This window comes from Pseudomonas sp. F01002 (assembly GCF_004402115.1).
Lineage (GTDB): Bacteria > Pseudomonadota > Gammaproteobacteria > Pseudomonadales > Pseudomonadaceae > Aquipseudomonas > Aquipseudomonas frigoris.
This window is the reverse complement of record NZ_SOPU01000018.1, coordinates 422,222-445,406: the sequence shown is the minus strand read 5'-3', so window position 1 is coordinate 445,406 and position 23,185 is coordinate 422,222. Positions and strand designations below refer to the sequence as shown.

Here is a 23,185-nt window from a genome sequence, read left to right as displayed (position 1 = left end):
GTGGGAGCGGGCTTGCTCGCGAAAGCGGTATGTCAGTCAAAATGATGTCGACTGACACGCCCCCTTCGCGAGCAAGCCCGCTCCCACATTGATCTCATTCTGTCTGGACGGTCCCGAAGTTCTGTTCTGGCGCCGGTTCGCGCCTGATCATCCGTTTCATCTTCCACTCAAACGCCCACGTCAGGCTCACCGCCGCACACGCCAGCCCCAGCGCCAATCCCCACCAGACACCCGTCGGCCCCCAATTCAAATGGAAGGCCATCCACCAGGCGGCTGGCGCGCCAATCAGCCAATAGCACCCCACAAACCCACCAGGAACGTGGTCTTGGCATCCTTGAGCCCGCGAATGCAGCCCATGGCGATGGTTTGCGTGCCGTCGAACAGCTCAAACCACGCGGCGACCGCCAACAGGCTCACGGCCAGGTTGATGACGTCGCGGAACGCCGGGTCATTGTGGTCCAGGAACAAACCGATCAACTGATTCGGCAGCAACCAGAAGACCATGGCAAAGCCCAGCATTGACGCGGCACCAAAGGCGATCCCGACCCGTCCGGCCAGACGTGCATCCAGCAACTGTCCGGCACCGTAATGCTGGCCGATGCGCATGGTGATCGCATACGAAAGCCCCGCCGGAATCATGAACGCCACCGAAACAATCTGCAGGGCGATCTGGTGCGCCGCCAGTTGCGTACTGCCCATGGTGCCCATGCACAGCGCGGCGAAAGCAAACAGTCCGACTTCCACCGCGTAGGTGCCACCAATCGGCAGGCCCAGGCGCCACAGTTCCTTGAGGTATTGACGGTTAGGTCGCGACAAGCCCTGACGCAAGGGATAAGCGTCGTAGGCCGGATGCCGACGTATGTGCCAGGCCAGCGCCAGCGCCATGCAGTTGGCGACAATAGCGGTAACCAGCCCGATGCCCATCAACCCCAGTTTCGGCAGACCGAACATGCCGGTAATCAATGCGTAATTGAGCAGGAAGTTGGCCACGGTGCCGCCGAGGCTGATGACCATCACCGGTGTTGCCCGGCCGATGGCACTGGTGAAGCCGCGCAGGGCCATGAAGCTCAGGTAGCCGGGCAGGGCGAACGGCAGGATCAGCAGGAATTGCCCGGCCGCGTGGACGTTGGTTTCGGTCTGGCCGAACAGCAGCAACACCGGCTTGAGGTTCCACAGCAGCAGCCCGGCCACCAACGCCATCAACCACGCCAGCCATAACCCGGCCTGGGTCAGCCTGGCGGCGCCGACGATGTCGCCGGCACCCTGACGGATTGCCACGAGGGTGCCGACCGCGGCGATCACGCCAATGCAGAAGATCGACACGAACGAATAAGTTGCTGCGCCCAGACCGCCACCGGCCAGCGCCTCAGGACTCAGGCGCGCCATCATCAAGGTGTCGGTGAGGATCATCAGCATGTGCGCCAACTGCGAGGCAATCAACGGCCCCGCCAGCCGCAGGATGGCCCAGAGTTCGGTACGTGCTGGATGCTGCATGGTCATCACGCTCGATTATCAGAGAGGACAGGAAAGCGTCGATTCTCGGCGCTCTACGGGGTTTGCACAAAGGGATAAAAAGGATGGGTTGCATGATTCAAACTCATGCTGAAGAGTTTCTGCTAGGGTGACCGAATCCCGCTATAGGAGCTTTCCGAATGTCCCGTCGTCTTCCTCCCTTGTATGCCCTGCGCGCATTCGAAGCGGCGGCGCGGCACAGCTCGTTTACCCGTGCGGCCGAAGAGTTATCGATTACTCAAAGTGCGGTCAGTCGGCATATTCGTACGCTCGAAGAGCATTTTGCCTGTCGGCTGTTTCACCGCAGTGGGCGCAATCTGCAATTGACCGAATCGGCGCGGTTGATCCTGCCCGGTATTCGCGAAGGCTTCACCGCCCTGGAGCGGGCCTGCAATACCTTGCGCGCCGAAGATGACATCCTGCGCATGAAAGCGCCGTCAACCCTGACCATGCGTTGGCTGCTGGCCCGGCTCAGCCGCTTTCGGCACCTGCAACCGGGCAACGAGGTGCAATTGACCAGCGCCTGGATGGACGTCGACTCGGTGGACTTCAACCATGAACCGTTCGACTGCGCCGTCATCCTCAGCAATGGGCATTTTCCGCCGGACTGGGAGGCGAGTTTCCTGTTCCCGGAAGAGCTGATTCCAGTCGGCGCGCCGAATCTTTTGCAGGAGCAACCGTGGGATGTCGCACGGCTGGCCAATGCCGAACTGCTGCACCCGACACCGGATCGTCGCGACTGGCGCAGTTGGCTGGAACGCATGGGGCTGGCGGATCAGGTGTCGCTCAAGGGCGGGCAGGTGTTCGACACGCTGGAACTGGGCATGATCGCTGCCGCCCGAGGTTATGGCGTGTCCATGGGTGATCTGCTGATGGTAGCGGAAGATGTGGCTCAGGGACGTCTGAGTCTGCCGTGGCCGACGGCCGTCGCCAGCGGTGAGAAATATTACCTGGTCTGGCCGAAAACCCGCCCCGGAGGTGAACGTTTGCGCAGGCTCAGCGACTTCCTGCAAGGCGAAGCCCGAGCAATGGAATTGCCCGACGTTCAACACTTGAGCTGAATTGATAGAGCCGCCGCAATGGCGGCCTTGAGCCATATCCCGGCTAATTACTCAAGTATTCAGATTTTCCGCCGAAAATGCAGGTGGAACCTTCGTGCAGGTTCGACGCAATTCCCATTATTAGAATTTTGCTGAGTGTGCAGCCAGATCAAGGAGGATCCGGTCGCTCGGCCAGGAGCTGTCATGTCTCAACCTCGTGCCCGGATCGCCTCACAGCTTGGTCTTGCGCTTGCCGTGATACTGGCGATTGTCATCAGCGGCAGTACCGTGTTCGCCCTGCGTTCGCTGGACACCGCCAACCTCGCCACCCGCGAAGAGCACCTGGCCAGTGAAGCCCGGTTGCTGGCCGATCAGTTGAGCACCTTTCACGGCACGTTGCGTGAAAGCACCCAGCGCCTGAGCGGTCTGTTCGAGAAGCGCTTCAGCGCCGGTCTGAGCGTGCATCCGGATGAACCGGTGGCGGTAGCGGGCGCGCAGACGCCGGGCCTGCACCTGGGCAGCGAAGTGCTGAACAACAATTTCAAGGAAGTGGATGAGTTCAAGCAAATGACCGCCGGCGTGGCGACGGTGTTTGTGCGCAGCGGCGAAGACTTCATCCGGGTCAGCACGTCCCTGAGCAAACAGGATGGCACCCGAGCCATCGGCACGCTGCTCGATCACGCGAACCCGGCCTATGCCCGCTTGATGGCGGGGCAGGCCTACGTCGGTCGCGCCTTGTTGTTCGAACGCTCCTACATGACTCAGTACACCCCCGTACGTGACAGCGGCGGTAAGGTGATTGCCGTTCTGTTCGTAGGATTCGACTACACCGACGCGCAGAACGCGCAGTTTGCCAACCTCAAGCGCTTCCGTATCGGCCAGACCGGTTCCCTGGCGCTGCTGGATGAACAGAGCAAATGGCTGGTGCCGATCGCGGGCGTACAAGCGCTGGATCAAGCGACTCCGACCATCGTTGGCTTGGCGAAAACGCCGGGCAAGGGCGAGTTCTGGAGCGACAAGTCCGAAGATTTCTACAGCATTGCCGTACCGTTTGAAGGCGGCCCATGGTCGGTGGTGGCGAGCATGCCGAAAACCGAAATTCGTGCCGTGACCTGGAGTGTCGGCATTCAATTGGCGATTGGCAGTCTGCTGGCGATGTTGATCGCTGTGGGGGCGGCGGTCTGGTTGCTGCGCAGCAAACTCGCGCCGCTGGGTGATCTGGTGCGTCAGGCCGAAGCCTTGGGCGCCGGTGATTTGAGCGTGCGGCTGAACGTATCGAGCAATGACGAAATCGGTCAGCTGGCCCGTGCGTTCAACCAGATGAGCCAGGCGCTGTCGACCATGGTCGAGCACATCCGCAAGGCCTCGCAAGAGGTCAACAGCCGCGCCCAGGCCTTGTCCGGTCTGTCCGGCGGCGCCTATGAAGGGATGGAGCAGCAGTCGGGCGAAATCACCAGCATGGCCGGCGCCGTGGAAGAGTTCAGCGCCACTTCCCTGAATATTGCCGACAACATGGGTAACACCCAGCGTCTGGCTCAGGAAAACGCACAGCAAACCCAGATCGGTCGTACGTCGATGGACGAAGCGTCCTCGTCTCTGGAGCAAATCGCCGGCGCGCTGAACAGCACGGCGACGGTGATCAATACCTTGGGTCAGCGCTCCCAGGAAATCGGTGGCATCGTCGGTGTGATTACCTCGATTGCCGATCAAACCAACCTGCTGGCGCTCAACGCCGCCATCGAAGCCGCTCGTGCCGGCGAACAGGGTCGTGGCTTTGCCGTGGTCGCCGATGAGGTGCGTAACCTGGCTTCGCGTACCCGTCAGGCGACAGATGAAATTTCCGGCATGATTCAAAGCATCCAGCAGGAAACCGGTAACGCCATCAGCACCATGGAACAGGGCAATGTGTTGATGCAGGAAGGCCTGTCGCGCAACGCCAACGTCGCCAGTGCCCTGGCACGGATCGATGAGCAAAGCCATTCTGCCGGTCAGCAATTCGCGGCGATCACCACCGCGACTCAAGAGCAGAGCAGTACCGCCACCTTGCTGAGCAGCAACCTGCAAAGCATTGCCCTGGCGAACAGTGAGCAGCGCGAAGTGGTGTCCAATCTGGCGATCACTGCCAAAGAGTTGGAGAAGCTGGCGGCGGATTTGCGGCATGAGGTTGACCGGTTCCGCTGAGGCGCCGCCGCATTCTTTCTCTGCCATGAGCTGAGTTGTGTTGTTTTTAAGCTTGATGAATCGTTTCAGCAAGACTATAAAAACGACACAACTCCAAGAAAGGCTCCTGTCATGACTCCGCTCAAACTCATCATCGCTCTCGGTGCGCTGTCGGCTACCTCCCACGCCATGGCTTGGGACTACGTGTTGCTCGACACCGACAAAGCGGCCCAGAACTGGCAGATCACCAGTCAGCAACTCGGCATCAAAACCGGTAAACCCTTCTCGGTCACCCTGCGCACCTTGCACGGCGGTCGGCAGGAGGGCGTCAGCATCGTCGATATCGATAACGGCACCATGAAGCTCTCGGTGGTGCCGACCCGCGGGATGAACGTCCTGCAGGCGTCGGTCGGTGATTTGCGCATGGGTTGGGATTCGCCGGTCAAGGACGTGGTCAATCCGTCCTTCATTGAACTCAATGGTCGCGGCGGATTGGGTTGGCTGGAAGGCTTTAACGAACTGGTCGCCCGCTGTGGCTACGAGTGGGTCGGTCACCCCGGCATGGACAACGGTGAACTGCTGACGCTCCACGGCCGCGCCGCCAACATCCCGGCCAGCAAAGTCACGTTGCACATCGATGAAAAAGCGCCTTACACCATCAGCCTGCGCGGCGAGCTGAAAGAGCAGGCGTTCAAGAAAGTCGACTTCTCGGTGATGACCGAACTGGTCACCGAGCCCGGCAGCGCAGCGTTCGCCCTCAACGACACCCTCACTAACAACGGCGATTATCCAAAGGAATATCAGGCGTTGTACCACAGCAATTTCAGTACTCCATTCCTGGAGCAGGGCGCCCGTTTCGCCGCACCGGTGAAACAGGTCTCGCCGTTCAATGACAAGGCAAAAGGGGATCTGCCGGACTGGCAAACCTATCGCGCACCGACCAAGGACTACGACGAGACGGTTTACAACGTTGTGCCGTATGCCGACGCCAAGGGCGATACGCTCACCGTGTTGCATAACAAGGCCGGCAGCCTCGGGGTGTCGGTGGGTTTCAATACTCAGCAGTTGCCGGTGTTCTCCCTGTGGAAAAACACGGACACCCAAGGGCAGGGCTATGTCACGGGTCTTGAGCCAGGAACGAGCTTTTCCTACAACCGCCGGTATCAGCGGCCACTGAATCTGGTGCCAACGATTGCTGCCAAGGAGCAGAAGCAGTTCCAGATCAGCTACAGCTTGCTGGCGGACAAGGGGGCTGTGGATAACGCGTTGAAGCGAGTGAACGAGATTCAGGGCGGGCGGCAGACTGAGGTGCGGCAAACGCCGTTGGTGGATCTCACCAAGGAATAATCCCTGCTAATTTGTGCTCGGCCGGTATTGCAGCGCCTCGGCCAGATGCTCGCGGGTGATGCCATCGACATGCTCAAGGTCCGCCAGAGTGCGCGCCACTTTGAGCAGTCGATGTGCTGACCTTAGCGACAAGGTCAGTCGTTCACACGCTGTCTCCAGCCAGGTTTCGTCGGCTGTGGATAAGTTGCAATGGCGGCGCAGGCCTGGCAAATCGAGAAAGGCGTTGGCGCAGCCCTGGCGTTTGTGTTGCCGCTCTCGTGCATCGGCGACCAGAACAGCAGCAGTGGCCGTGTCGTCGCCGGCCTTCAACGCTGGATTCAAAGCCGTAGCTTCACGGGCGACGGTCAGGTGCAGGTCGATGCGATCCAGCAGTGGGCCCGACAGTTTGTTGCGGTAGCGCTGGACCATGTCTGGTGTACAACTGCATTTGCCGCTGGGTTCGCCAAGATATCCACAGGGACAGGGGTTCATCGCCGCTACCAATTGAAAGCGTGCCGGGAAGCGTACTCGATCCTTGGCGCGAGAAATCACGATGTGGCCGGACTCCAGCGGCTCCCTTAAAACCTCCAACACCTTACGATCGAATTCCGGAAGTTCGTCGAGGAACAGCACGCCATGATGGGCGAGGGTGATTTCGCCGGGCTGCGGCTTCGAACCGCCGCCCACCAACGCCGGGCCGGAGGCCGAGTGATGGGGTTGGCGGAATGGTCTTTGCGGCCAGTGGCTCAAGGGCACGCAACTGGTGACGGATTGAATGGCAGCGACTTCCAGCGCCTCGTTTTCGGCTAACGGGGGAAGCAGCCCCGGTAACCGACTCGCCAACAGTGTTTTCCCGGTCCCCGGCGGTCCGCTAAACAGCAGGTTATGAGCTCCAGCCGCCGCAATCAGCAATGCGCGCTTGGCCGAGATTTGCCCCTGCACTTCATTCAAGTCCGGATAGGGTTTACTTGCATAGAGCAACCCGTTGGAAACGTAGGGCTCGACTGGCGTATGTCCATTGAAGTGCGCAACGGCTTCCAGCAGGTGATCCACGGCAAAAACCTTCAACCCCGACGCCAGGCACGCCTCCTCGGCGTTCGCCCGCGGCACCATCAACGAACGCCCGGCCTTGCGTGCGGCGAGCGCAGCCGGCAACACGCCTCTCACGGCACGTACCGCGCCTGACAACGCCAACTCTCCCAGGCATTCAATGCCATCCAGCGTCAACGTTGGCACCTGCACACTGGCGGACAGAATCCCCAAGGCAATCGCCAGATCAAACCGTCCGCCATCCTTCGGTAAGTCCGCAGGCGCGAGATTCAGCGTGATGCGCCGCGCCGGAAATTGCAGGCCTGAATTGATGATCGCGCTACGTACCCGGTCCTTGCTTTCCTTTACTGCCGCTTCGGGTAAACCAACCATCGTCAATGAGGGCAAACCGTTGGCAAGATGGACTTCTACGGTAACGGCGGGCGCATCCACGCCAATCTGGGCGCGGCTGTGAACGATGGAGAGTGACATGGTCGTTCCTTGAGCTTTACGGGAACCGCTTCCTGCGGTTTTTTGAAGGGTAGTCGGGTAGTGCAGCGGCGCAGGTGCCAAACTTCCGCAGGATGTTGCGAGTGTCTTTCGGGTGGGGAAAAGCGTAAGGGAATGGGGATTGTCGACGTAATCAGTCGCGGGATGAGGTTGTTGTAGGACGTTGCCTGGATCGATGAAGGATGTCGGCGAAAGCTAAATCGAAGGCGAAAAAAAACCGCCTTGAGTAGGCGGTTTTTTATTTGCAGGCTTCGGTGAGGCCGAGGCCTGCGCTTCCTCAACGAAAACACTCACGATGGGAAGCCTATTCAAATTTGATCTTCCAGGCAAGCGTCAATAGCGATCTGCTTATGGTAGGAACCAATAACAGCGAGGAGATGGAAAGGACGTTCGCCACTTCATGATTTGATACAACTCGTTAGCAGATTTGAAAGGTAAGCATTGAAAGAACTGCGATAGCATTCGCCGCGATGAGGCTCGATGAGTGAGTGATTTCGAAGTGTGGCTGGGGGCGTAAAGATTTTCATGTTCCTCAACACGATGTGAGAGTCGTGCCGGCGCAGGTTTTGAGGAACCCACACCCGGCCGCCTCAGCGAACACACTCACATGTATTCCCAAAGGTGTGCGTACACCGGAAAGTGCACTGGAGGTTTGGCCTCACGCAAGGAGGGCCAAAGTATGTCTAAGTTTCTTAAACATATGTGGAGCCTCGTTAGAAACGCGCTATGGGCTTTTCGCCTGTACGAGTTTCTGCGGGACCGCTGGGATGATCCGCGGTAAGGATTGACCCGGCGGAAACCGCTCCAGCTTCGGCTGGGGCGGTTTTTGATCTGTACGAAACTTAAGAACTCCGCGTTTCGAGTAGGCACCGCTGCTCAACGCTGAATATTCATTCTTGGGGCAGGAGGCAATGGGGCGTGACGATTAAGAATGGTATGCGCCCGGTTCACCCCGGCGAGATCCTCAAAGAGGAATACCTGGAGCCTCTGAGCCTTACTGCTGCGGCTTTGGCCAGAGCATTGAGCGTTTCGACACCAACGGTGAACGACATCGTGCTCCAGCGTCGGGGTGTCAGCGCTGATATGGCTCTAAGGCTATCTATCTGTCTGGACACGACCCCGGAATTCTGGCTGAACCTGCAATCGACTTACGATTTGCGCAAAGCCGAGATTGAGCGAGGGGCCGCGATCCGGGATCAGGTTGAGCGGCTTCCGCACTGCGCCTGAGCCTCAATTCCTGAACGAACCCCACGCTGTAACGTGGGGTTTTTTTTGTCGTTCAGAATGCCTGGAGTATTCGGGAAGCACGCTTCCACCAAGGTGCATTGACTGCAGGCTGCGGCCGTTCACTATCCGCCAGCATCTGCGGAACATCCTGCAACCTAATCCACGGTTGGTTATTCCAGTGCAGCAAACTCAACGACATCTCTGGCCAGTTCAGCAGGCTCAGGATCGGGCGTTCGGTTGAGGTGGGTTGTTGGGCGTCTCTGAGGGCTGGCACTACGTTGTGGGTTAGCCATTCGCGCAGGCCTCGGTATTCGGGGCAATAGTGGTAGACGAGTAGGGCGTAGACGCCGGACTCGCTGATTAGCAGGGTGTTTTCGATGGTGCCGTGGGTGAGTATCCGTAATGACTGATGTTGGTCGGTGTCGAGTTTTCGGACGGCGCGTTCGTCGAGGTAGAGGCGTAGCAGGCGGCCCAGGTCGCGGGCGCTGAACCAGGGTTGGTTTTCCAGAAGGAGGGCGTGGAGGTGGAGTTTGTGGCGGGTGAAGACGTGTGTGGTCAGATAGTTTTCGTCCATGGTGCAGTACCCAAATTCGCTTGATAGATGACTGCCACTTATCGTCGCCAAACAATAAGGGTGGCAGCTGCGTGCGGGTTGGCGAACCGGCCAGGCGAATACCGGCAGACCCGAAGGTCTCCCACACGCAGCCGCCATAATTCGAATTGGGAGAGATATCCATAATCGAATGAGGTTGCGTGCATAGCTTGGTTCCAGGTCGCCAAACCCAGTGCTGAATATTCAGCAGAAGGTGAGCTTAGGAACCGGGGCTTTGCGGCGCAATCGGACGGCGGTGGTTTTCTTGTAGGACGCTGCCGGGGTTCTTGAGGGCTTAAAGATCAAAAGATCGCAGCCTTCGGCAGCTCCTACAGGGGTGGTCTGTCTCGTGTGGGATGGCTGGTAGACCGAGGCGACTCCATTCGCGGGCAAGCCCGCTCCCACAGGGAATGTGGTGTTATTCGGAAGGTGGATTGAGCTTCGCTTCCAGCTCCGCAACCTTCGCCTCAAGACTTTCCAACCGTGCACGAGTCCGTGCGAGCACAACCATCTGGCTATCAAACTCTTCCCGGCTCACCAGATCCAGCTTGCTGAAGCCGCTCTGCAACAGAGCCTTGAACTGGCTTTCGATTTCGCTTTTCGGCAGTGGGGTTTCGCCGCTGAAGAGGCGGGAGGTGGTGCCGCTCAGGGCATCGAGGAAGTCTTTGGGCGCGAGCATGGGTAATGTCCTGTCAACAATGGCGGGCAGTGTATCACGCAGTGTCTATAGTCAATCTCGCAGTCAGGGGTGCACGCTTTTCGCGCATGGGGACGGACGGCTGTGCACTGTTGTTGTGCGTATCCGTCGGGCCATTTTGCGCGAAGCCGCTTGCAGCAGCGGCTAAAGGCTTGAAATCAGTGGGTTTCGGCGAGATGGCAAGCTTTCTGCTTAGTCGGTAGTGACCCATGCACTGATGCAGTCGCTGTGACGAATGCAGTGCGCCAAGCGGAACGGGGGAAGTGTTTCGTGCGGAGTGGTTAGCAGGCGTCGGACGGGCAGGTAAGGCCGACGATGCGTTACAAAGCCAGGCACTGCGCTTAGACTTGAGTCGGGTTTGTTTTCCTGGGGCAAGTCCACCAATTCGGGAGAGAGTTTTCATGAAGCTAGTCACTGCCATCATCAAGCCGTTCAAACTGGACGACGTACGCGAGTCGCTGTCCGAGATCGGCGTGCAGGGCATTACCGTTACTGAAGTCAAAGGCTTCGGTCGGCAGAAGGGTCACACCGAGCTGTATCGCGGCGCGGAATACGTGGTCGATTTCCTGCCAAAGGTGAAGATCGATGTCGCCATTGACGACAAGGATCTTGACCGGGTTATCGAGGCGATAACCAAGGCTGCCAACACCGGCAAGATCGGTGACGGCAAGATCTTCGTGGTCAATCTGGAGCAGGCGATTCGCATCCGTACCGGCGAAACCGATACCGACGCAATCTAAGCCGCCACAAACCCAACGCCCCAGGAGAAAACAATATGACTCTGCGTAAATTCGCAGGGCTAGGAGCCCTGTTGTCCCTCGTAATGCCCGGCCTGGCCATGGCGGCAGACGAAGTGGCAGCCCCAGTCCTCAACTCCGGCGACACTGCCTGGATGATGACCTCGACAGCCCTCGTGCTGTTCATGACCATTCCCGGCCTCGCGCTGTTCTACGGCGGCATGGTTCGCTCCAAAAACATTCTTTCCGTGATGATGCAGTGCTTCGCCATTACCGGTCTGATCAGCATCCTGTGGGTCATTTATGGCTACAGCATCGCGTTCGACACCACCGGCATGGAACAGGGCGTCATCAACTTCAACTCGTTCTTCGGTGGCATGGGCAAGGCATTCCTCGCCGGTGTCACGCCAGCGAGCCTGACCGGGCCTGCGGCGCTGTTCCCTGAAGCGGTGTTCGTCACCTTCCAGATGACGTTCGCCATCATCACCCCTGCGCTGATCGTCGGTGCCTTCGCCGAGCGGATGAAGTTCTCCGCCATGCTGATCTTCATGGGCGTCTGGTTCACTCTGGTTTATGCACCCATCGCGCACATGGTCTGGTCCGGTAACGGCGGCCTGTTGTGGGACTGGGGCGTGCTGGACTTCGCCGGCGGCACCGTGGTGCACATCAACGCCGGTGTGGCCGGTCTGATTGCCTGCCTGGTACTGGGCAAACGTAAAGGCTTCCCGACCACCCCGATGGCGCCGCACAACCTCGGTTACACCCTGATGGGCGCTGCCATGCTGTGGGTTGGCTGGTTCGGCTTCAACGCCGGCTCCGCCGCAGCGGCCAACGGCACTGCTGGTATGGCGATGCTGGTGACCCAGATCGCAACCGCCGCCGCTGCACTGGGCTGGATGTTCGCCGAGTGGATCACTCACGGCAAACCAAGTGCCCTGGGTATCGCTTCGGGTGTTGTGGCCGGTCTGGTTGCAATCACCCCAGCCGCTGGCACCGTGGGCCCGATGGGCGCTCTGGTCATCGGTCTGGCTGCCGGCGTGGTGTGCTTCTTCTGCGCCACCACCCTGAAACGCAAACTCGGCTATGACGACTCCCTGGACGCCTTCGGCGTGCACGGTATCGGCGGTATCCTCGGCGCGATCCTGACCGGTGTCTTCGCTGCACCGTCGCTGGGTGGTTTCGGCACCGTCACCGACATCGCCGCACAAGTCTGGATTCAGTGCAAAGGCGTGGGCTTCACGGTGATCTACACCGCGATCGTCACCTTCATCATTCTCAAAGTGCTGGACGCCGTCATGGGTCTGCGTATCACTGAGGAAGAAGAGGCGGTCGGCATCGATCTGGCACTCCACAACGAACGCGGCTACAACTTGTAAGTACGCGCACAAAAAAACTTGCCCGGCTTGCCGGGCATTTTTTTGTCTGGAGTTTGTCAGTGAAGGAACTGCTGAAAGGTTTTTTCGTACACGTTTAGTGGCGTTTACGACGAGCGTTTTTCTGCGGCCAATGGCTTACATGATTGAAGGAATATTAGGGCCTTTGTTTTTTCCCAGAGCGCGCTAGAATGCGCCCCGAACGTGCGGAGAACTGTATGTGGCAACAGACTCTGATTACCCTGCGGGCGAGGCCCCGGGGCTTTCATCTGGTAACGGACGAGTTACTCGCCGGCCTGCCTGAACTCAAGGCATGTCGGGTCGGCCTGTTGCATTTGTGGCTGCAGCATACCTCGGCGTCGTTGACCATCAACGAGAACGCCGATCCGGCGGTACGTCGCGACTTCGAACGATTTTTCAATCGTCTGATCCCACAAGGAACAGACGGCTATGAGCATAACGACGAAGGCCTGGACGACCTCCCGGCGCACTTCAAGGCCAGCGTGCTTGGCTGTCAGCTCAGTTTGCCGATTTCGGCAGGCCGACTGGCGTTGGGGACCTGGCAAGGCGTTTATCTGGGCGAGCACCGTGATTTTGGCGGTGCCCGTAAAGTCCTCGCCACCGTGCACGGTGAAGAGGCATAAACCGCTGGTTGCCAGCGGTTGTAGAATTTTTTCCGGCGGCCTTCGACAGACGGCGAAGCTGGGCTATAACTAATCTGCTTTTCGCAAGTCATGAGGTAGAACATGAGCGACGATGATCTGGAAAACGACGACCTCGAAGTAGGCGACGACGACGAAACCGAAGAAGGTCTGGAAACAGCAGCGGAAGACGTTGCTGACGACGATGGCGGTGAAACGCCCGTTCCGACCGCCAAAGGCAAAGCCAAGGCAGCGGTATCGGTCGATGAACTGCCGAGCGTCGAAGCAAAAAACAAGGAGCGTGACGCTCTGGCGCGGGCCATGGATGAGTTCCTGGCCAAGGGCGGCAAGGTGCAGGAAGTGGAGGCCAATGTGGTCGCCGATCCGCCCAAGAAGCCTGACAACAAGTACGGCAGCCGGCCTATCTGAGCCTGCTACTTGCTTGCTGAAAAAGCCCGCCGTCGCTGCGGGCTTTTTTATGGGCAGTGTAAAAATCTGGAATTTGCAGTGATCCCCTGTGGGAGCGGGCTTGCTCGCGAAGGGGCCGTGTCAGTCAGCATTGATGTCGACTGACACACCGCTTTCGCGAGCAAGCCCGCTCCCACATTTGATTTTGTACTAAACAGGATCAATGTTGGGCGTTCCAGAGGGCCAACAACGCCGGCAACTCGCTCAGGCTGCGTATCTCGGCATCTGGTGCCTTCTCGGCTTCCCAAACTTTGCCCGTCGGGTTAAACCAGATCGCCCGCAAACCCGCCTGCTGGGCGCCGGCAATGTCGTCACCCGGATGATCGCCGATATGCACGGCCGTCTCGGCCGTCGCACCACCACGCTGCAACGCCTCATGAAACAGTCGCGCATCCGGCTTGCCGATGCCGATGTCTTCGGCGCACAAGGCAAACTTGAAGTAATCCGCCAGCCCTAACCGGCGCACATCGGCGTTGCCATTGGTGACCACGCCGAGCGCGTAGTGATTGGCCAGAGTCTCCAGGGTCGGTTGCACCTCCGGGAAGATGTCCAGCTGATGCCGCGCATGCAGAAACACTTCAAAACTCTTGTCGGCCAGATCTGAGGCCTGACCATGGTCGTAACCGGCCTCTTCCAGCGCGTGGAACAAGACTCGGCGGCGCAGGGCGCTGATGCGGTGCTTGAGGCCCGGCTCACCGCTCAGGATCCGTTCGCGAATCGCCCACAAATGCTCCACCGGCACGGCGCCCAGATTTGGTGCGTGTTCGGTCAGCCATTCACGCAATATGGCTTCGGCGCTGACGATCACCGGGGCGGTGTCCCACAGGGTGTCGTCGAGGTCGAAGGTGATCAATTGAATTCTCATGACTCATCGCCTTTGATGCGTTTGGCCCTTGGATGGGCGCTGTCGTAAACCGTCGCCAAGTGCTGGAAGTCCAGGTGGGTGTAGATCTGGGTGGTTTTGATGTCCGAGTGGCCGAGCAACTCCTGAACCGCTCGCAAGTCCTGGGAAGACTCCAGCAAATGGCTGGCAAAGGAGTGGCGCAGCATGTGCGGATGCAGGTTCTGTCCCAGTTCGCGCTCGCCAGCGGCTTTAACCCGCACCTGAATCGCCCGTGGGCCGAGGCGCCGGCCTTGCTGGCTGACAAACACCGCGTCGTCCGCCGGGTTGGTCATGGCCCGTAGCGGCAGCCACAGCTCCAGCGCTTCGCGAGCTTTTTTGCCGACCGGCAGCAGTCGGGTCTTGCTGCCCTTGCCGAGCACTTGAACCATGCCGTCGGCCAGGTCCAACTGATCCAGATTAAGTCCGGTCAGCTCCGACAGCCGTAAACCTGAGGAATAGAACAGCTCCAGGATCGCTTGATCCCGACGTGCCAGAAAATCATCTTCCACCGCGCCCTCAAGCAGTTGCAGCGCGCGATCGGTGTCGAGGGTTTTTGGCAGCCGACGTTCGCCCTTCGGCGGCGCCAGGCCGTTGGCCGGGTCATGGTCGCAGAGGCCTTCGCGGTTCAGATAGTGATAGAGCCCGCGCACCGCCGACAGCAGCCGCGCCAGGCTGCGCGAAGATTGGCCCTGTGAATGCAGACGAGCGATCAGGCTGCGCAGGCGCTGGATGTCCAGGGCCGCCCAACTGCTGATGTTCTGTTTGACGCACCAGCCCAGCACTTTGTCGAGGTCGCGACGGTAGGCATACAGCGTGTGAGGCGACACCTGCCGCTCACTGCGCAGGTGTTCGCAGTAAGCGTCCAGTTGCCGTTCCACGATCAGCGTACCGAGCGCAGGGAGGTGTTGACCCGTGGCAGCACGCGGCCCATGACTTCGGCGATGTAGCTGAGGAACAGCGTGCCCACCGAACTCTTGTAGTGCTGCGGGTCACGGCTGGCGATGGCCAGGACGCCGTGGATGCCTTGGTAGCTGATGGCGACGACGGCGGTGGAGCCGATCTGCTTGCGCTGTTCTTCGCCGAACAGGAAGTCCAGTTCGTGTTCACGCAGGCTGCCGCTGACGCTTTTGTCTTCCGAGAGCAAGCCGCCGATGGCCGTTTGCGCGTCGGCATGAGTGACCCAGCGGCCCACCGGCATCGGGTTGTCACCCAGCAGGATCAGGCTGACGAAGGGCACCTGGAAGTCCTGGCGCAGACTGTCTTCGACGCTGATCACCACGTCTTCCAGGCTGGTGGCGTCCATCAGCGCGAGAATCAGGCGGCGGGTCTTGTCGAAAAGACGGTCGTTGTCGCGGGCCACGTCCATCAAGTGCGAGAGGCGATGACGCAACTCGATATTGCGGTCGCGCAGGATAGTCATCTGGCGTTCGACCAGCGAAATGGTGTCGCCACGCTGGTGCGGAATGCGCAAGGTTGCGAGCAGTTCTTCGTGCTCGACGAAGAAATCCGGATGAGCCTCCAGGTACGCGGCAATAGCCGCCGCCTCAAGGCTTTCGGAAGGGGATTCGTCGGGCTGTAGGGCGGGAACCTGGGGCTTATCTTTCATGGATTCGACTCTCTCAAAGACGCACTTGTCCTTCATAAACGCGCACTGCCGGGCCGGTCATCATGACCGGTTGGCCAGGGCCTGCCCATTCAATGGACAAACGCCCGCCGGGCAGGTCGATCAAAAGCGGCGAATCCATCCACCCCTGGCTGATCGCGGCCACTGCGGCAGCGCAGGCGCCGGTTCCGCAAGCCTGAGTTTCCCCGGTCCCGCGTTCCCAGACGCGCAGCTGCGCGCGGCTCCGGTCGATGACCTGGAGAAAGCCGACATTGACCCGCGCCGGGAAGCGCGGATGGTTTTCGATTTTCGGCCCCAGTTCATGCACCGGTGCATTATTGATGTCGCTGACCCGCAGCACGGCATGGGGGTTGCCCATGGACACGGCGGCCAGTTCGACCGCAGTACCGTCGACGTCAACCTGATAACTCAGGGCCTGTTCCGGCGCGTCGAACGGAATGTCGGCCGGTACCAGGCGCGGTGCGCCCATGTTGACACCGATCTGCCCGTCGCTGCGGATATCCAGTTCGATGATGCCGCTTTTGGTCTCGACGCGGATCTGCCGCTTCGCGGTCAGGCGTTTGTCGAGCACGAAGCGTGCGAAACAGCGCGCACCGTTGCCGCACTGTTCCACTTCGGAGCCGTCGGCGTTGAAAATCCGATAGCGGAAATCCACGTCCGGGTTGCTTGGCGCTTCGACGATCAGCAACTGGTCGAAACCGATACCGGTATGCCGATCGCCCCATTGCTTGGCGTGTTTGGGCAGGATGTGCGCATGCTGGCTGACCAGGTCGAGGACCATGAAGTCATTGCCCAGGCCGTGCATCTTGGTAAAACGCAGCAGCATGGTTTTACTCCGGCAGCAGGCTTTCGCCAGCAAACAACTCGGCTACCGTCTCACGGCGACGCACTTCAAATGCCTGATCACCGTCCACCAACACTTCAGCGGCACGGCCGCGGGTGTTGTAGTTGGAACTCATGACAAACCCATAGGCACCGGCCGAATGCACGGCCAGCAGATCGCCTTCTTCCAGGGCGAGCTGACGATCCTTGGCCAGGAAGTCGCCGGTCTCGCAGATCGGCCCGACGATGTCGTAGGCACGGGCAGCGGAATTGCGCGGGCGCACGGCGGTGACGTCCATCCAGGCCTGGTACAGCGCCGGGCGGATCAGGTCGTTCATGGCCGCGTCGACGATGGCGAAGTCTTTGTGTTCGGTGTGCTTGAGGTACTCGACCTGGGTCAGCAGCACGCCGGCGTTGGCGACGATGAAGCGGCCCGGCTCGAACACCAGCGCCAGGTCACGACCGTCGAGACGCTCGCGTACGGCTTTGATGTAGTCGGCAGCCAATGGCGGCTCTTCATCGCGATAACGCACGCCCAAACCACCACCGAGATCGATGTGGCGCAGGTAAATGCCGCAATCGCCGAGGCGGTCGACCAGGCCCAGTAGGCGGTCGAGGGCGTCGATGAAGGGCGGCAGGGTGGTCAGTTGCGAGCCGATGTGGCAATCGACACCGACCACTTCCAGGTTTGGCAGTTGGGCGGCGCGGATGTACACGTCTTCGGCGTCGGCGATGGCGATGCCGAACTTGTTCTCTTTAAGACCGGTGGAAATGTACGGGTGGGTGCCGGCGTCGACATCCGGGTTCACTCGCAGCGAGATCGGTGCGCGAACGCCCAGCTCGGCGGCGACCACTTGCAGACGTTCCAGCTCATCGGTGGATTCGACATTGAAGCAATGCACGCCGACTTCCAGGGCGCGACGCATGTCGTCACGGGTCTTGCCGACACCGGAGAAGACGATCTTGTCGGCGCTGCCGCCAGCGGCCAGTACGCGTTCCAGTTCGCCACGTGAGACGATGTCGAAACCGGCGCCCAAACGCGCCAGGACATTCAGTACACCCAGGTTGGAGTTGGCCTTGACCGCAAAGCAGACTAGGTGCGGCATGCCGACCAGCGCATCGGCGTAAGCCAGGTACTGGGCTTCGATGTGCGCACGGGAGTAGACGTAGGTCGGTGTGCCAAAGCGTTCGGCGATGGCGGACAGGGCAACACCTTCCGCGAACAGCTCGCCGTCACGGTAGTTAAAAGCGTCCATGGCGTTCCCTTATTGGTAGACGTCGTGCTTGTGTGCTTTCGACGCAGGCTGCTTTTGCGAGGACTTGGCTTGCTCGGCAGGGTCCTGGCTATCGTCAGGCAGGTACAGCGGGCCTTTTTGACCACAGGCCGATAATAAGCTGACAAAAGCGACGAGCGAAGCGAGCGCAGCAAGGGAAGAGATCAGGCGCTTCATGGCGAAATCCTTGAAAATGCATTAATTGCGCCGGAGTATACCGGCCACCCGGCAGCTTGCCTATGCGACGGGGCTCCCGTCCGGCGGGGCTTGGCATGATGTCGGCGAGTTATATGCAATAGATGTGGGAGCGGGCTTGCTCCGGGCGGCGTTCCGACGAATGCGGTGGTTCAGTCAACAAACATGTTGGATGTGTCGGCCTCTTCGCGAGCAAGTCGGGTCGCCGCATCGCCGCTCCCACAGGTACAGCGCTACCATATCGATATCGACGCTTGATCGTTATCCTTTGCAATCACCGGGGCTCGCCCGTATCTTGCGGCGCTTGAGCGTGAGTAGACACTTTTTGAGGTTCCCGCAATGAGTTTGACTGAAGCCCGTTTCCACGATCTGGTCGATGCCACCCAGCAAGCGCTGGAGGATATTTTTGACGAGTGTGACCTGGATATCGATCTGGAGAGCTCGGCCGGTGTGCTCACCGTCAAGTTCGAAAACGGCAGCCAGTTGATTTTCAGCCGTCAGGAACCCCTGCGGCAGCTGTGGCTGGCGGCCGTGTCCGGCGGGTTTCACTTCGATTACGACGAAGAGAGCGAGCGCTGGATGTGCGACAAGAGCGAAGAGCAACTGGGCGAAATGCTCGAGCGCATCGTCAAGCAGCAAGCTGACGCCGAGCTCGATTTCGAAGGCCTGTGAGATCGTGACTCAGCCTGCGCCCGTTCGACCGCCAAAACCGCTCTACAGCAATGTCAGCCCGGCGGTAGCTTCGCCATGCAGCGGTGTGTGTCGGCTGGATGAACAGAAGGTCTGCCTTGGGTGTTTTCGCCATGTCGAAGACATCCGCGAATGGCGCTCGGCCGATGACGATCGGCGGCGAGTGATTTGCGCGCAGGCCACGCATCGCAAAATCACCGCAAATCCCCTGTAGGAGCTGCCGAAGGCTGCGATCTTTTGATCTTGCTCATCGGCAGTCTTCGGTGCCACCAAAAGATCGCAGCCTGCGGCAGCTCCTACAGAGGGGCGCAAAGCCGTCCGCCGCCCCTGACTTGTATATTTATTGAGCTGTGATAGTGTCGAGAAACGCCTCAACCCATCGAGGCTCGTGAAAACCCCGCCTTTTTCTGGCGGGGTTTTGCTTTTTCTGTGCAGAAGAAAGGAGTCTGCCCAAATCATGACCGCACCTTCAATCACCCTTACCCGTCTGGACGTGCAACGTCTGGAGCGCCTGATCGACAGCCTGGATGACACGCTGCCGGGCGTTATCGCGCTGCAAACCGAACTGGATCGCGCCGATACCCTGGTCGGTCACGATGAAGTGCCCGCCGATGTCGTAACCATGAATTCCCGTGTGCATTGCCGCGAAGAAGGCAGCGGCAAGGACTATCACTTGACGCTGGTTTATCCGAAGGATGCCAATGCCGACGAAGGCAAGATTTCCATTCTGGCGCCGGTCGGCAGCGCACTGCTCGGTCTCAAGGTTGGTCAGCACATCGACTGGCCGGCACCGGGTGGCAAGACACTGAAACTGACCCTGCTGGAAGTTGAATCGCAGCCGGCCGAGGGCGGCCACTTTCCGGAATAACCCCCTCAGACCTGCTCGAGCGCCTCGTTCAGTGCGCGCTCCAGGTCCGCCTTGTAGCGCAAATACAAAATGCTTGAACTCTGACCATCACCGAGCAGGCCCGACAGGTCCAGGTCGGTGATGTAGCAGCGATAGCGTTCGGTTTCACGGCGCTGCTCGACGATTTCCCGGGCGACCACGCTGAACAGTTGGTCGCCATGCTCCAGCTCTGAAAACTCCCGCTGATTGCAATACAACGTGACCTGCACCTGTCCCGGTGCGGCTTTACCGACAATCGCCTGCACGTCGTAGAACGGTTTGTTGACCGGGGTTTGCGGCGCTGGCCGAGCTTCGACCCGACGCGCCCGCACGGGGCCGGAGGGCAGCAGTTGGTAATACAAGATGTCCAGGCTCAGCGGCTGGGCGACGTCCATCGGCAGCAAGGCGTCGCGCCGGTACTGGATCGATTGCAGGAAACGTTGCAGCGGCACCAGCAGGCTTTGCTCGTCGTGGTAGGGCAAGCGCTGCTGCCACAGGGCATTGAATTCATCCAGCACGTACAGGTCGGCGCGGTACTCGTTGATCCGGTAGAACACCTGAATGCAATCGGGCTGGCCCATCGGCAGGACCAGCGCCAGGTCGTGGTCTTCCAGCGCCATCGGGTCCAGGTGCAGCGGGCTGTAGCTTGCCAGCTCTTCGCCCAGGTAATCGACCAGCGCCGGCAGCGTGGCGAGGGCGACATGATTGACCTGGCCGGGCACCAATTCCAGCACGTGGTAGTGCTGCTGGACCTGAATCAGGTAGCGATGATTGAGTTTGCTCAACAGCAGGTTCTGCGCGGTGTCGAGGATCTCTTCGACCCTCCGGGCGATGAACTGTGCGCGGTTGTGGCAGAAGCAACGAACCCGCAACGTGGGTTGTTGTAGCCCGCCGGGCAGGTTGTTGAGGTAATCGCGCACGCAGTCGAGCAGCGCGTGAGGGCCGTCGAAGCGGTTGACCAGCACTTCGTTCCAACTGTTGAGCGTGACCTGATCCAGGGTCAGCACCAGGTTTTCCCGGACGCCGGCGTAACTGAGGGAATCAGTGCGCTCGGTGGTCATCAGGATGTTCAGGTCGCGGTGGTGCTTGAGTGGATCGACGCCGACGTTCACCAGGATAAGCACTTCACTCGGCACGCTGGCGCGCAGTAACGGTTCTTCGGCGACGGTCGTCAGCGGCAGGGCGATGCTCTGTTGCAGGCTGCCGAGCAGGTTGAACAGTTCGAACTCGCTCAGGTCGCTGCTGCCGGGATGCAAGGCCAGGCGAGTGCTGCTGTCGATCACGCCATTGCGGTGACACCAGGTCAGCAGTTCCAGCAATTGGCGGCTGCGCTTGATCGGTGCGAAATGCTCCCATTCGAGGGCCGTCAGGCTACCGTTGTACAAACCCCACTGAGTTTGACCCGATTCTTTTTTGTTCGGCGCGTGCACCAGCGTGAGGGTATCTTCGGCCAGATCCGGGGCGATGCCAGGGTTGATGAACTCGACCTTGTCGGCCTTGCGCTCGAAGGCCGCGTACAACCGGCGACCCAGCACGTTGAGGTCGCGCTTGTTGATCAGGCTGACGGTCTGTTCGTTGCGGGCGAACTGGGTCAGGAAGCGATAGCTGTAATTGAGCTCGTTGACCAAGGCCCTGCGTTCAGAACCGACCTGACGGACTTTCCACTGGCTGCGGCTATCGAGCAGGGCCAGTTGACGATGATCCCACTGCCATTCGTGGGCCAGGCGTTTGAGCAACGAACGCTGCCAGCTCTGAGTGCGACTGTTGCTGCCGGTGAGTTTGCGATTGACCTTCAGGTACAACGCCCGGCGTACCAGCTCCAGCCGTTCCGGCTCGCCACGGGCGGTCAGGTATTCCTCGATGCGCCGGTAGACCACGACGTACGGATCCAGCTCATCAAGGTCGAGCCGATTGGCAAACACCGCTTGCTTGAAGCGCAGGCTCAGGCAATGAACCTTGGGGTGTTCGCTGGCATAGACCTCGATCAGCAGCAGTTTGAGGACCGATTTGTACGGCGATTCGATGCCCTTGAACAACTGCCAGAGTCCGGCGCCGATGAACTCCCCCGGCGGGATATAGGCCAGATGGCCCAGGTCCAGGGTTTCATCGGCACGGATGAAGCGCTTGGACATCAGCGTGTGGGTGTAACGGTCGTAGCTCGCTTCTTCGTAGACCGGCACCAACCACCAGATGGGCGTGCGTCCGGCCAGCCAGATTGCGGTGCGGTAAAACTCGTCCAGTAGCAGATAGTGCTGGGTGGTGCCGCAGTCTTCCGAGCTCAGTTGCGTATCACGTTCGCCGCGTACGAAACGGGTCGGGTCGATCAGGAAGAAATGCGCCTCGGCGCCCTGACTGGCGGCCCAAATTTCGAGGAGTTGGCATTTTTTGCGCAGTTCAGCGAGGTCGCTTTCGCTCAAGTCCGGCCCGTGACAAACCCACACGTCCATGTCGCTCTGGTCGGCCTGGGCGAGAGTGCCGAGGCTGCCCATCAGGAACAGGCCGTGAATCGGTCGCGGCGGATTGCTGCCGTGGCGGGGCTTATAGGAAAACGAGCGGGTCAGGCGTTGGGCTTCGGCGAGGGTGTTGGCGTCGGGTTCGTAATTCGACAGCCCGGCCGGCGTACTGCCCGAAACGTACCCTGGCAACAGCGGATGATTGACGTGGAAAAACAGCGGCAACAAGGTCAGCACCGCTTGCTGGCGGGTCGACAACCCTTCCATGGCGCGGGCCATACGGCCTTCATTGAGCTTCAGAAAACGTGCGCGCAGTTGGCTGAGAACCTTGCGGTCGATTCCCTCGTCCAGATCGGGGCGGATTTCATGGGTGCGGGTCATGTCAGCTCAAACCGGCTCGCAGGGCTCAGACGTGGGTGTCTGCGGATGAGGGGCAGTTTAGCGCCTCGGCTCCAGGACTTTTAAGCTGATTTTGTTTTTCTGGCGTCAGATTTTTATCGCGGGGCGACGGCAGGCAACAGGGCCGGTAACGAAATGTGCCCGCGGAAATCCCGTAGCAGGGGTTTCCGTGGGCGCTACGGTAATGCTCAGGCAGTTTCCCGGACGTTGAGAATGGTCAGAACGGTTTGCACATTTTGCGCGGCGTCACGACCGAGGCTGGTCAGATAACCACCATCTGGCTGGGTGATCAGTTCTTTGTCGAACAGTCTTTGGGCGGCGGCAATGGCTTTCGGGGCAGCGGTCTGATGAATTTTCAAACCTTCCTGGGAACTGTCCAGGTTGAAGAGTGCGAGGATTTCCAGTTCGGCAACCAACTCAGGGGTAAGCGACATAAGGACTCCAGACTTTCTAGGAATTGGACGATAGCGCCCCTAAGGTGATCCCACTCGGGCGGCATGTCCAGTGCTCGCGACAGGGTTTTTTCGCCTTGGGAAGCATTCCCCGGTGGGTGGTGCGGCAGCGGGGTGGATTCAGTGTAGTCAGGGTCTGAGAAACGGTTGCCTGAATTGAAAAAGATCGCAGCCTTCGACAGGTGCGATCTTTTG

General features: G+C 59.7%; 22 protein-coding genes and 1 pseudogene. 11 read left to right on the top strand and 12 right to left on the bottom strand.

Annotated elements, in window-relative coordinates:
* Positions 1–94: 94 nt before the first annotated feature.
* Positions 95–1,494, bottom strand: a pseudogene (locus tag E3W21_RS15925) (NorM family multidrug efflux MATE transporter).
* A gap of 158 nt (positions 1,495–1,652) precedes the next feature.
* Here E3W21_RS15925 and E3W21_RS15920 point away from each other — a divergent pair.
* From E3W21_RS15920 to E3W21_RS15905, 3 genes are all read left to right on the top strand, one after another.
* Positions 1,653–2,573 (top strand): LysR substrate-binding domain-containing protein, encoded by a 921-nt coding sequence (locus tag E3W21_RS15920; protein ID WP_134420889.1) that lies wholly within the window; start codon positions 1,653–1,655, stop codon positions 2,571–2,573.
* Positions 2,574–2,756: 183 nt separating this feature from the next.
* Positions 2,757–4,733 carry a methyl-accepting chemotaxis protein gene (locus E3W21_RS15910; RefSeq protein ID WP_134420887.1) on the top strand — a complete coding sequence of 659 codons (1,977 nt, stop codon included), beginning with the start codon at positions 2,757–2,759 and terminating at the stop codon, positions 4,731–4,733.
* Between the two features lie 111 nt (positions 4,734–4,844).
* Positions 4,845–6,059: an aldose 1-epimerase family protein gene (locus E3W21_RS15905; RefSeq protein WP_134420885.1), complete on the top strand. Its 1,215-nt coding sequence runs from the start codon at positions 4,845–4,847 to the stop codon at positions 6,057–6,059.
* Between the two features lie 6 nt (positions 6,060–6,065).
* On the opposite strand, the gene E3W21_RS15900 is transcribed toward E3W21_RS15905, so the two are convergent.
* Positions 6,066–7,559 carry a YifB family Mg chelatase-like AAA ATPase gene (locus tag E3W21_RS15900; protein ID WP_134420883.1) on the bottom strand — a complete coding sequence of 498 codons (1,494 nt, stop codon included), beginning with the start codon at positions 7,557–7,559 and terminating at the stop codon, positions 6,066–6,068.
* A 954-nt stretch (positions 7,560–8,513) separates the two neighbouring features.
* Here E3W21_RS15900 and E3W21_RS15895 point away from each other — a divergent pair.
* A complete protein-coding gene (locus E3W21_RS15895) occupies positions 8,514–8,804 on the top strand; it encodes a HigA family addiction module antitoxin (RefSeq protein WP_134421242.1) in 291 nt (96 codons plus the stop codon).
* Between the two features lie 52 nt (positions 8,805–8,856).
* On the opposite strand, the gene E3W21_RS15890 is transcribed toward E3W21_RS15895, so the two are convergent.
* Positions 8,857–9,378, bottom strand: a complete 522-nt coding sequence (locus E3W21_RS15890) for a Bro-N domain-containing protein (protein ID WP_134420881.1) — start codon at positions 9,376–9,378, stop codon at positions 8,857–8,859.
* 436 nt (positions 9,379–9,814) lie between these two features.
* Positions 9,815–10,075 (bottom strand): accessory factor UbiK family protein, encoded by a 261-nt coding sequence (locus tag E3W21_RS15885; RefSeq protein ID WP_134420879.1) that lies wholly within the window; start codon positions 10,073–10,075, stop codon positions 9,815–9,817.
* Positions 10,076–10,494: 419 nt separating this feature from the next.
* Between E3W21_RS15885 and glnK the strand changes: the two genes are divergently transcribed.
* From glnK to sutA, 4 genes are all read left to right on the top strand, one after another.
* Complete coding sequence (gene glnK, locus E3W21_RS15880) at positions 10,495–10,833, top strand: P-II family nitrogen regulator (protein ID WP_002555808.1); 339 nt, start codon at positions 10,495–10,497, stop codon at positions 10,831–10,833.
* A gap of 35 nt (positions 10,834–10,868) precedes the next feature.
* A complete protein-coding gene (locus tag E3W21_RS15875; protein WP_033060693.1) occupies positions 10,869–12,206 on the top strand; it encodes an ammonium transporter in 1,338 nt (445 codons plus the stop codon).
* Between the two features lie 215 nt (positions 12,207–12,421).
* Positions 12,422–12,847: a secondary thiamine-phosphate synthase enzyme YjbQ gene (locus tag E3W21_RS15870; protein ID WP_008030499.1), complete on the top strand. Its 426-nt coding sequence runs from the start codon at positions 12,422–12,424 to the stop codon at positions 12,845–12,847.
* Positions 12,848–12,949: 102 nt separating this feature from the next.
* On the top strand, positions 12,950–13,273 hold the full coding sequence (gene sutA, locus E3W21_RS15865; RefSeq protein ID WP_129440056.1) for a transcriptional regulator SutA: 324 nt from the start codon (positions 12,950–12,952) through the stop codon (positions 13,271–13,273).
* A 199-nt stretch (positions 13,274–13,472) separates the two neighbouring features.
* Here sutA and E3W21_RS15860 read toward each other — a convergent pair whose 3' ends face one another.
* The 6 genes from E3W21_RS15860 to E3W21_RS15835 are packed head-to-tail and all read right to left on the bottom strand — an operon-like array spanning position 13,473 to position 18,092.
* Positions 13,473–14,177 (bottom strand): HAD family hydrolase, encoded by a 705-nt coding sequence (locus E3W21_RS15860; protein WP_134420877.1) that lies wholly within the window; start codon positions 14,175–14,177, stop codon positions 13,473–13,475.
* Complete coding sequence (gene xerC, locus E3W21_RS15855; protein ID WP_008150257.1) at positions 14,174–15,073, bottom strand: tyrosine recombinase XerC; 900 nt, start codon at positions 15,071–15,073, stop codon at positions 14,174–14,176. Before xerC ends, E3W21_RS15860 begins: the two co-directional genes overlap by 4 nt.
* 2 nt (positions 15,074–15,075) lie before the next feature.
* Complete coding sequence (locus tag E3W21_RS15850; RefSeq protein ID WP_129440062.1) at positions 15,076–15,801, bottom strand: DUF484 family protein; 726 nt, start codon at positions 15,799–15,801, stop codon at positions 15,076–15,078.
* A gap of 13 nt (positions 15,802–15,814) precedes the next feature.
* Positions 15,815–16,645 carry a diaminopimelate epimerase gene (dapF, locus tag E3W21_RS15845; RefSeq protein WP_134420875.1) on the bottom strand — a complete coding sequence of 277 codons (831 nt, stop codon included), beginning with the start codon at positions 16,643–16,645 and terminating at the stop codon, positions 15,815–15,817.
* A 4-nt stretch (positions 16,646–16,649) separates the two neighbouring features.
* Positions 16,650–17,897, bottom strand: coding sequence for a diaminopimelate decarboxylase (lysA, locus tag E3W21_RS15840; RefSeq protein WP_129440064.1), 1,248 nt, complete (start codon positions 17,895–17,897; stop codon positions 16,650–16,652).
* Positions 17,898–17,906: 9 nt separating this feature from the next.
* Positions 17,907–18,092 carry a lipoprotein gene (locus tag E3W21_RS15835; RefSeq protein ID WP_129440066.1) on the bottom strand — a complete coding sequence of 62 codons (186 nt, stop codon included), beginning with the start codon at positions 18,090–18,092 and terminating at the stop codon, positions 17,907–17,909.
* Between the two features lie 357 nt (positions 18,093–18,449).
* Between E3W21_RS15835 and cyaY the strand changes: the two genes are divergently transcribed.
* The 3 genes from cyaY to rnk all read left to right on the top strand — a co-directional run bounded on the left by cyaY (position 18,450) and on the right by rnk (position 19,668).
* On the top strand, positions 18,450–18,782 hold the full coding sequence (gene cyaY, locus E3W21_RS15825) for an iron donor protein CyaY (RefSeq protein WP_129440070.1): 333 nt from the start codon (positions 18,450–18,452) through the stop codon (positions 18,780–18,782).
* A gap of 4 nt (positions 18,783–18,786) precedes the next feature.
* On the top strand, positions 18,787–19,014 hold the full coding sequence (locus E3W21_RS15820; RefSeq protein ID WP_134420873.1) for a DUF1289 domain-containing protein: 228 nt from the start codon (positions 18,787–18,789) through the stop codon (positions 19,012–19,014).
* A 243-nt stretch (positions 19,015–19,257) separates the two neighbouring features.
* Positions 19,258–19,668, top strand: coding sequence for a nucleoside diphosphate kinase regulator (gene rnk, locus E3W21_RS15815; RefSeq protein WP_046045088.1), 411 nt, complete (start codon positions 19,258–19,260; stop codon positions 19,666–19,668).
* Positions 19,669–19,673: 5 nt separating this feature from the next.
* Here rnk and E3W21_RS15810 read toward each other — a convergent pair whose 3' ends face one another.
* Positions 19,674–22,520 (bottom strand): class I adenylate cyclase, encoded by a 2,847-nt coding sequence (locus tag E3W21_RS15810; protein ID WP_134420871.1) that lies wholly within the window; start codon positions 22,518–22,520, stop codon positions 19,674–19,676.
* 206 nt (positions 22,521–22,726) lie between these two features.
* Complete coding sequence (locus E3W21_RS15805) at positions 22,727–22,972, bottom strand: TIGR02647 family protein (protein WP_008150272.1); 246 nt, start codon at positions 22,970–22,972, stop codon at positions 22,727–22,729.
* Positions 22,973–23,185 lie beyond the last annotated feature (213 nt).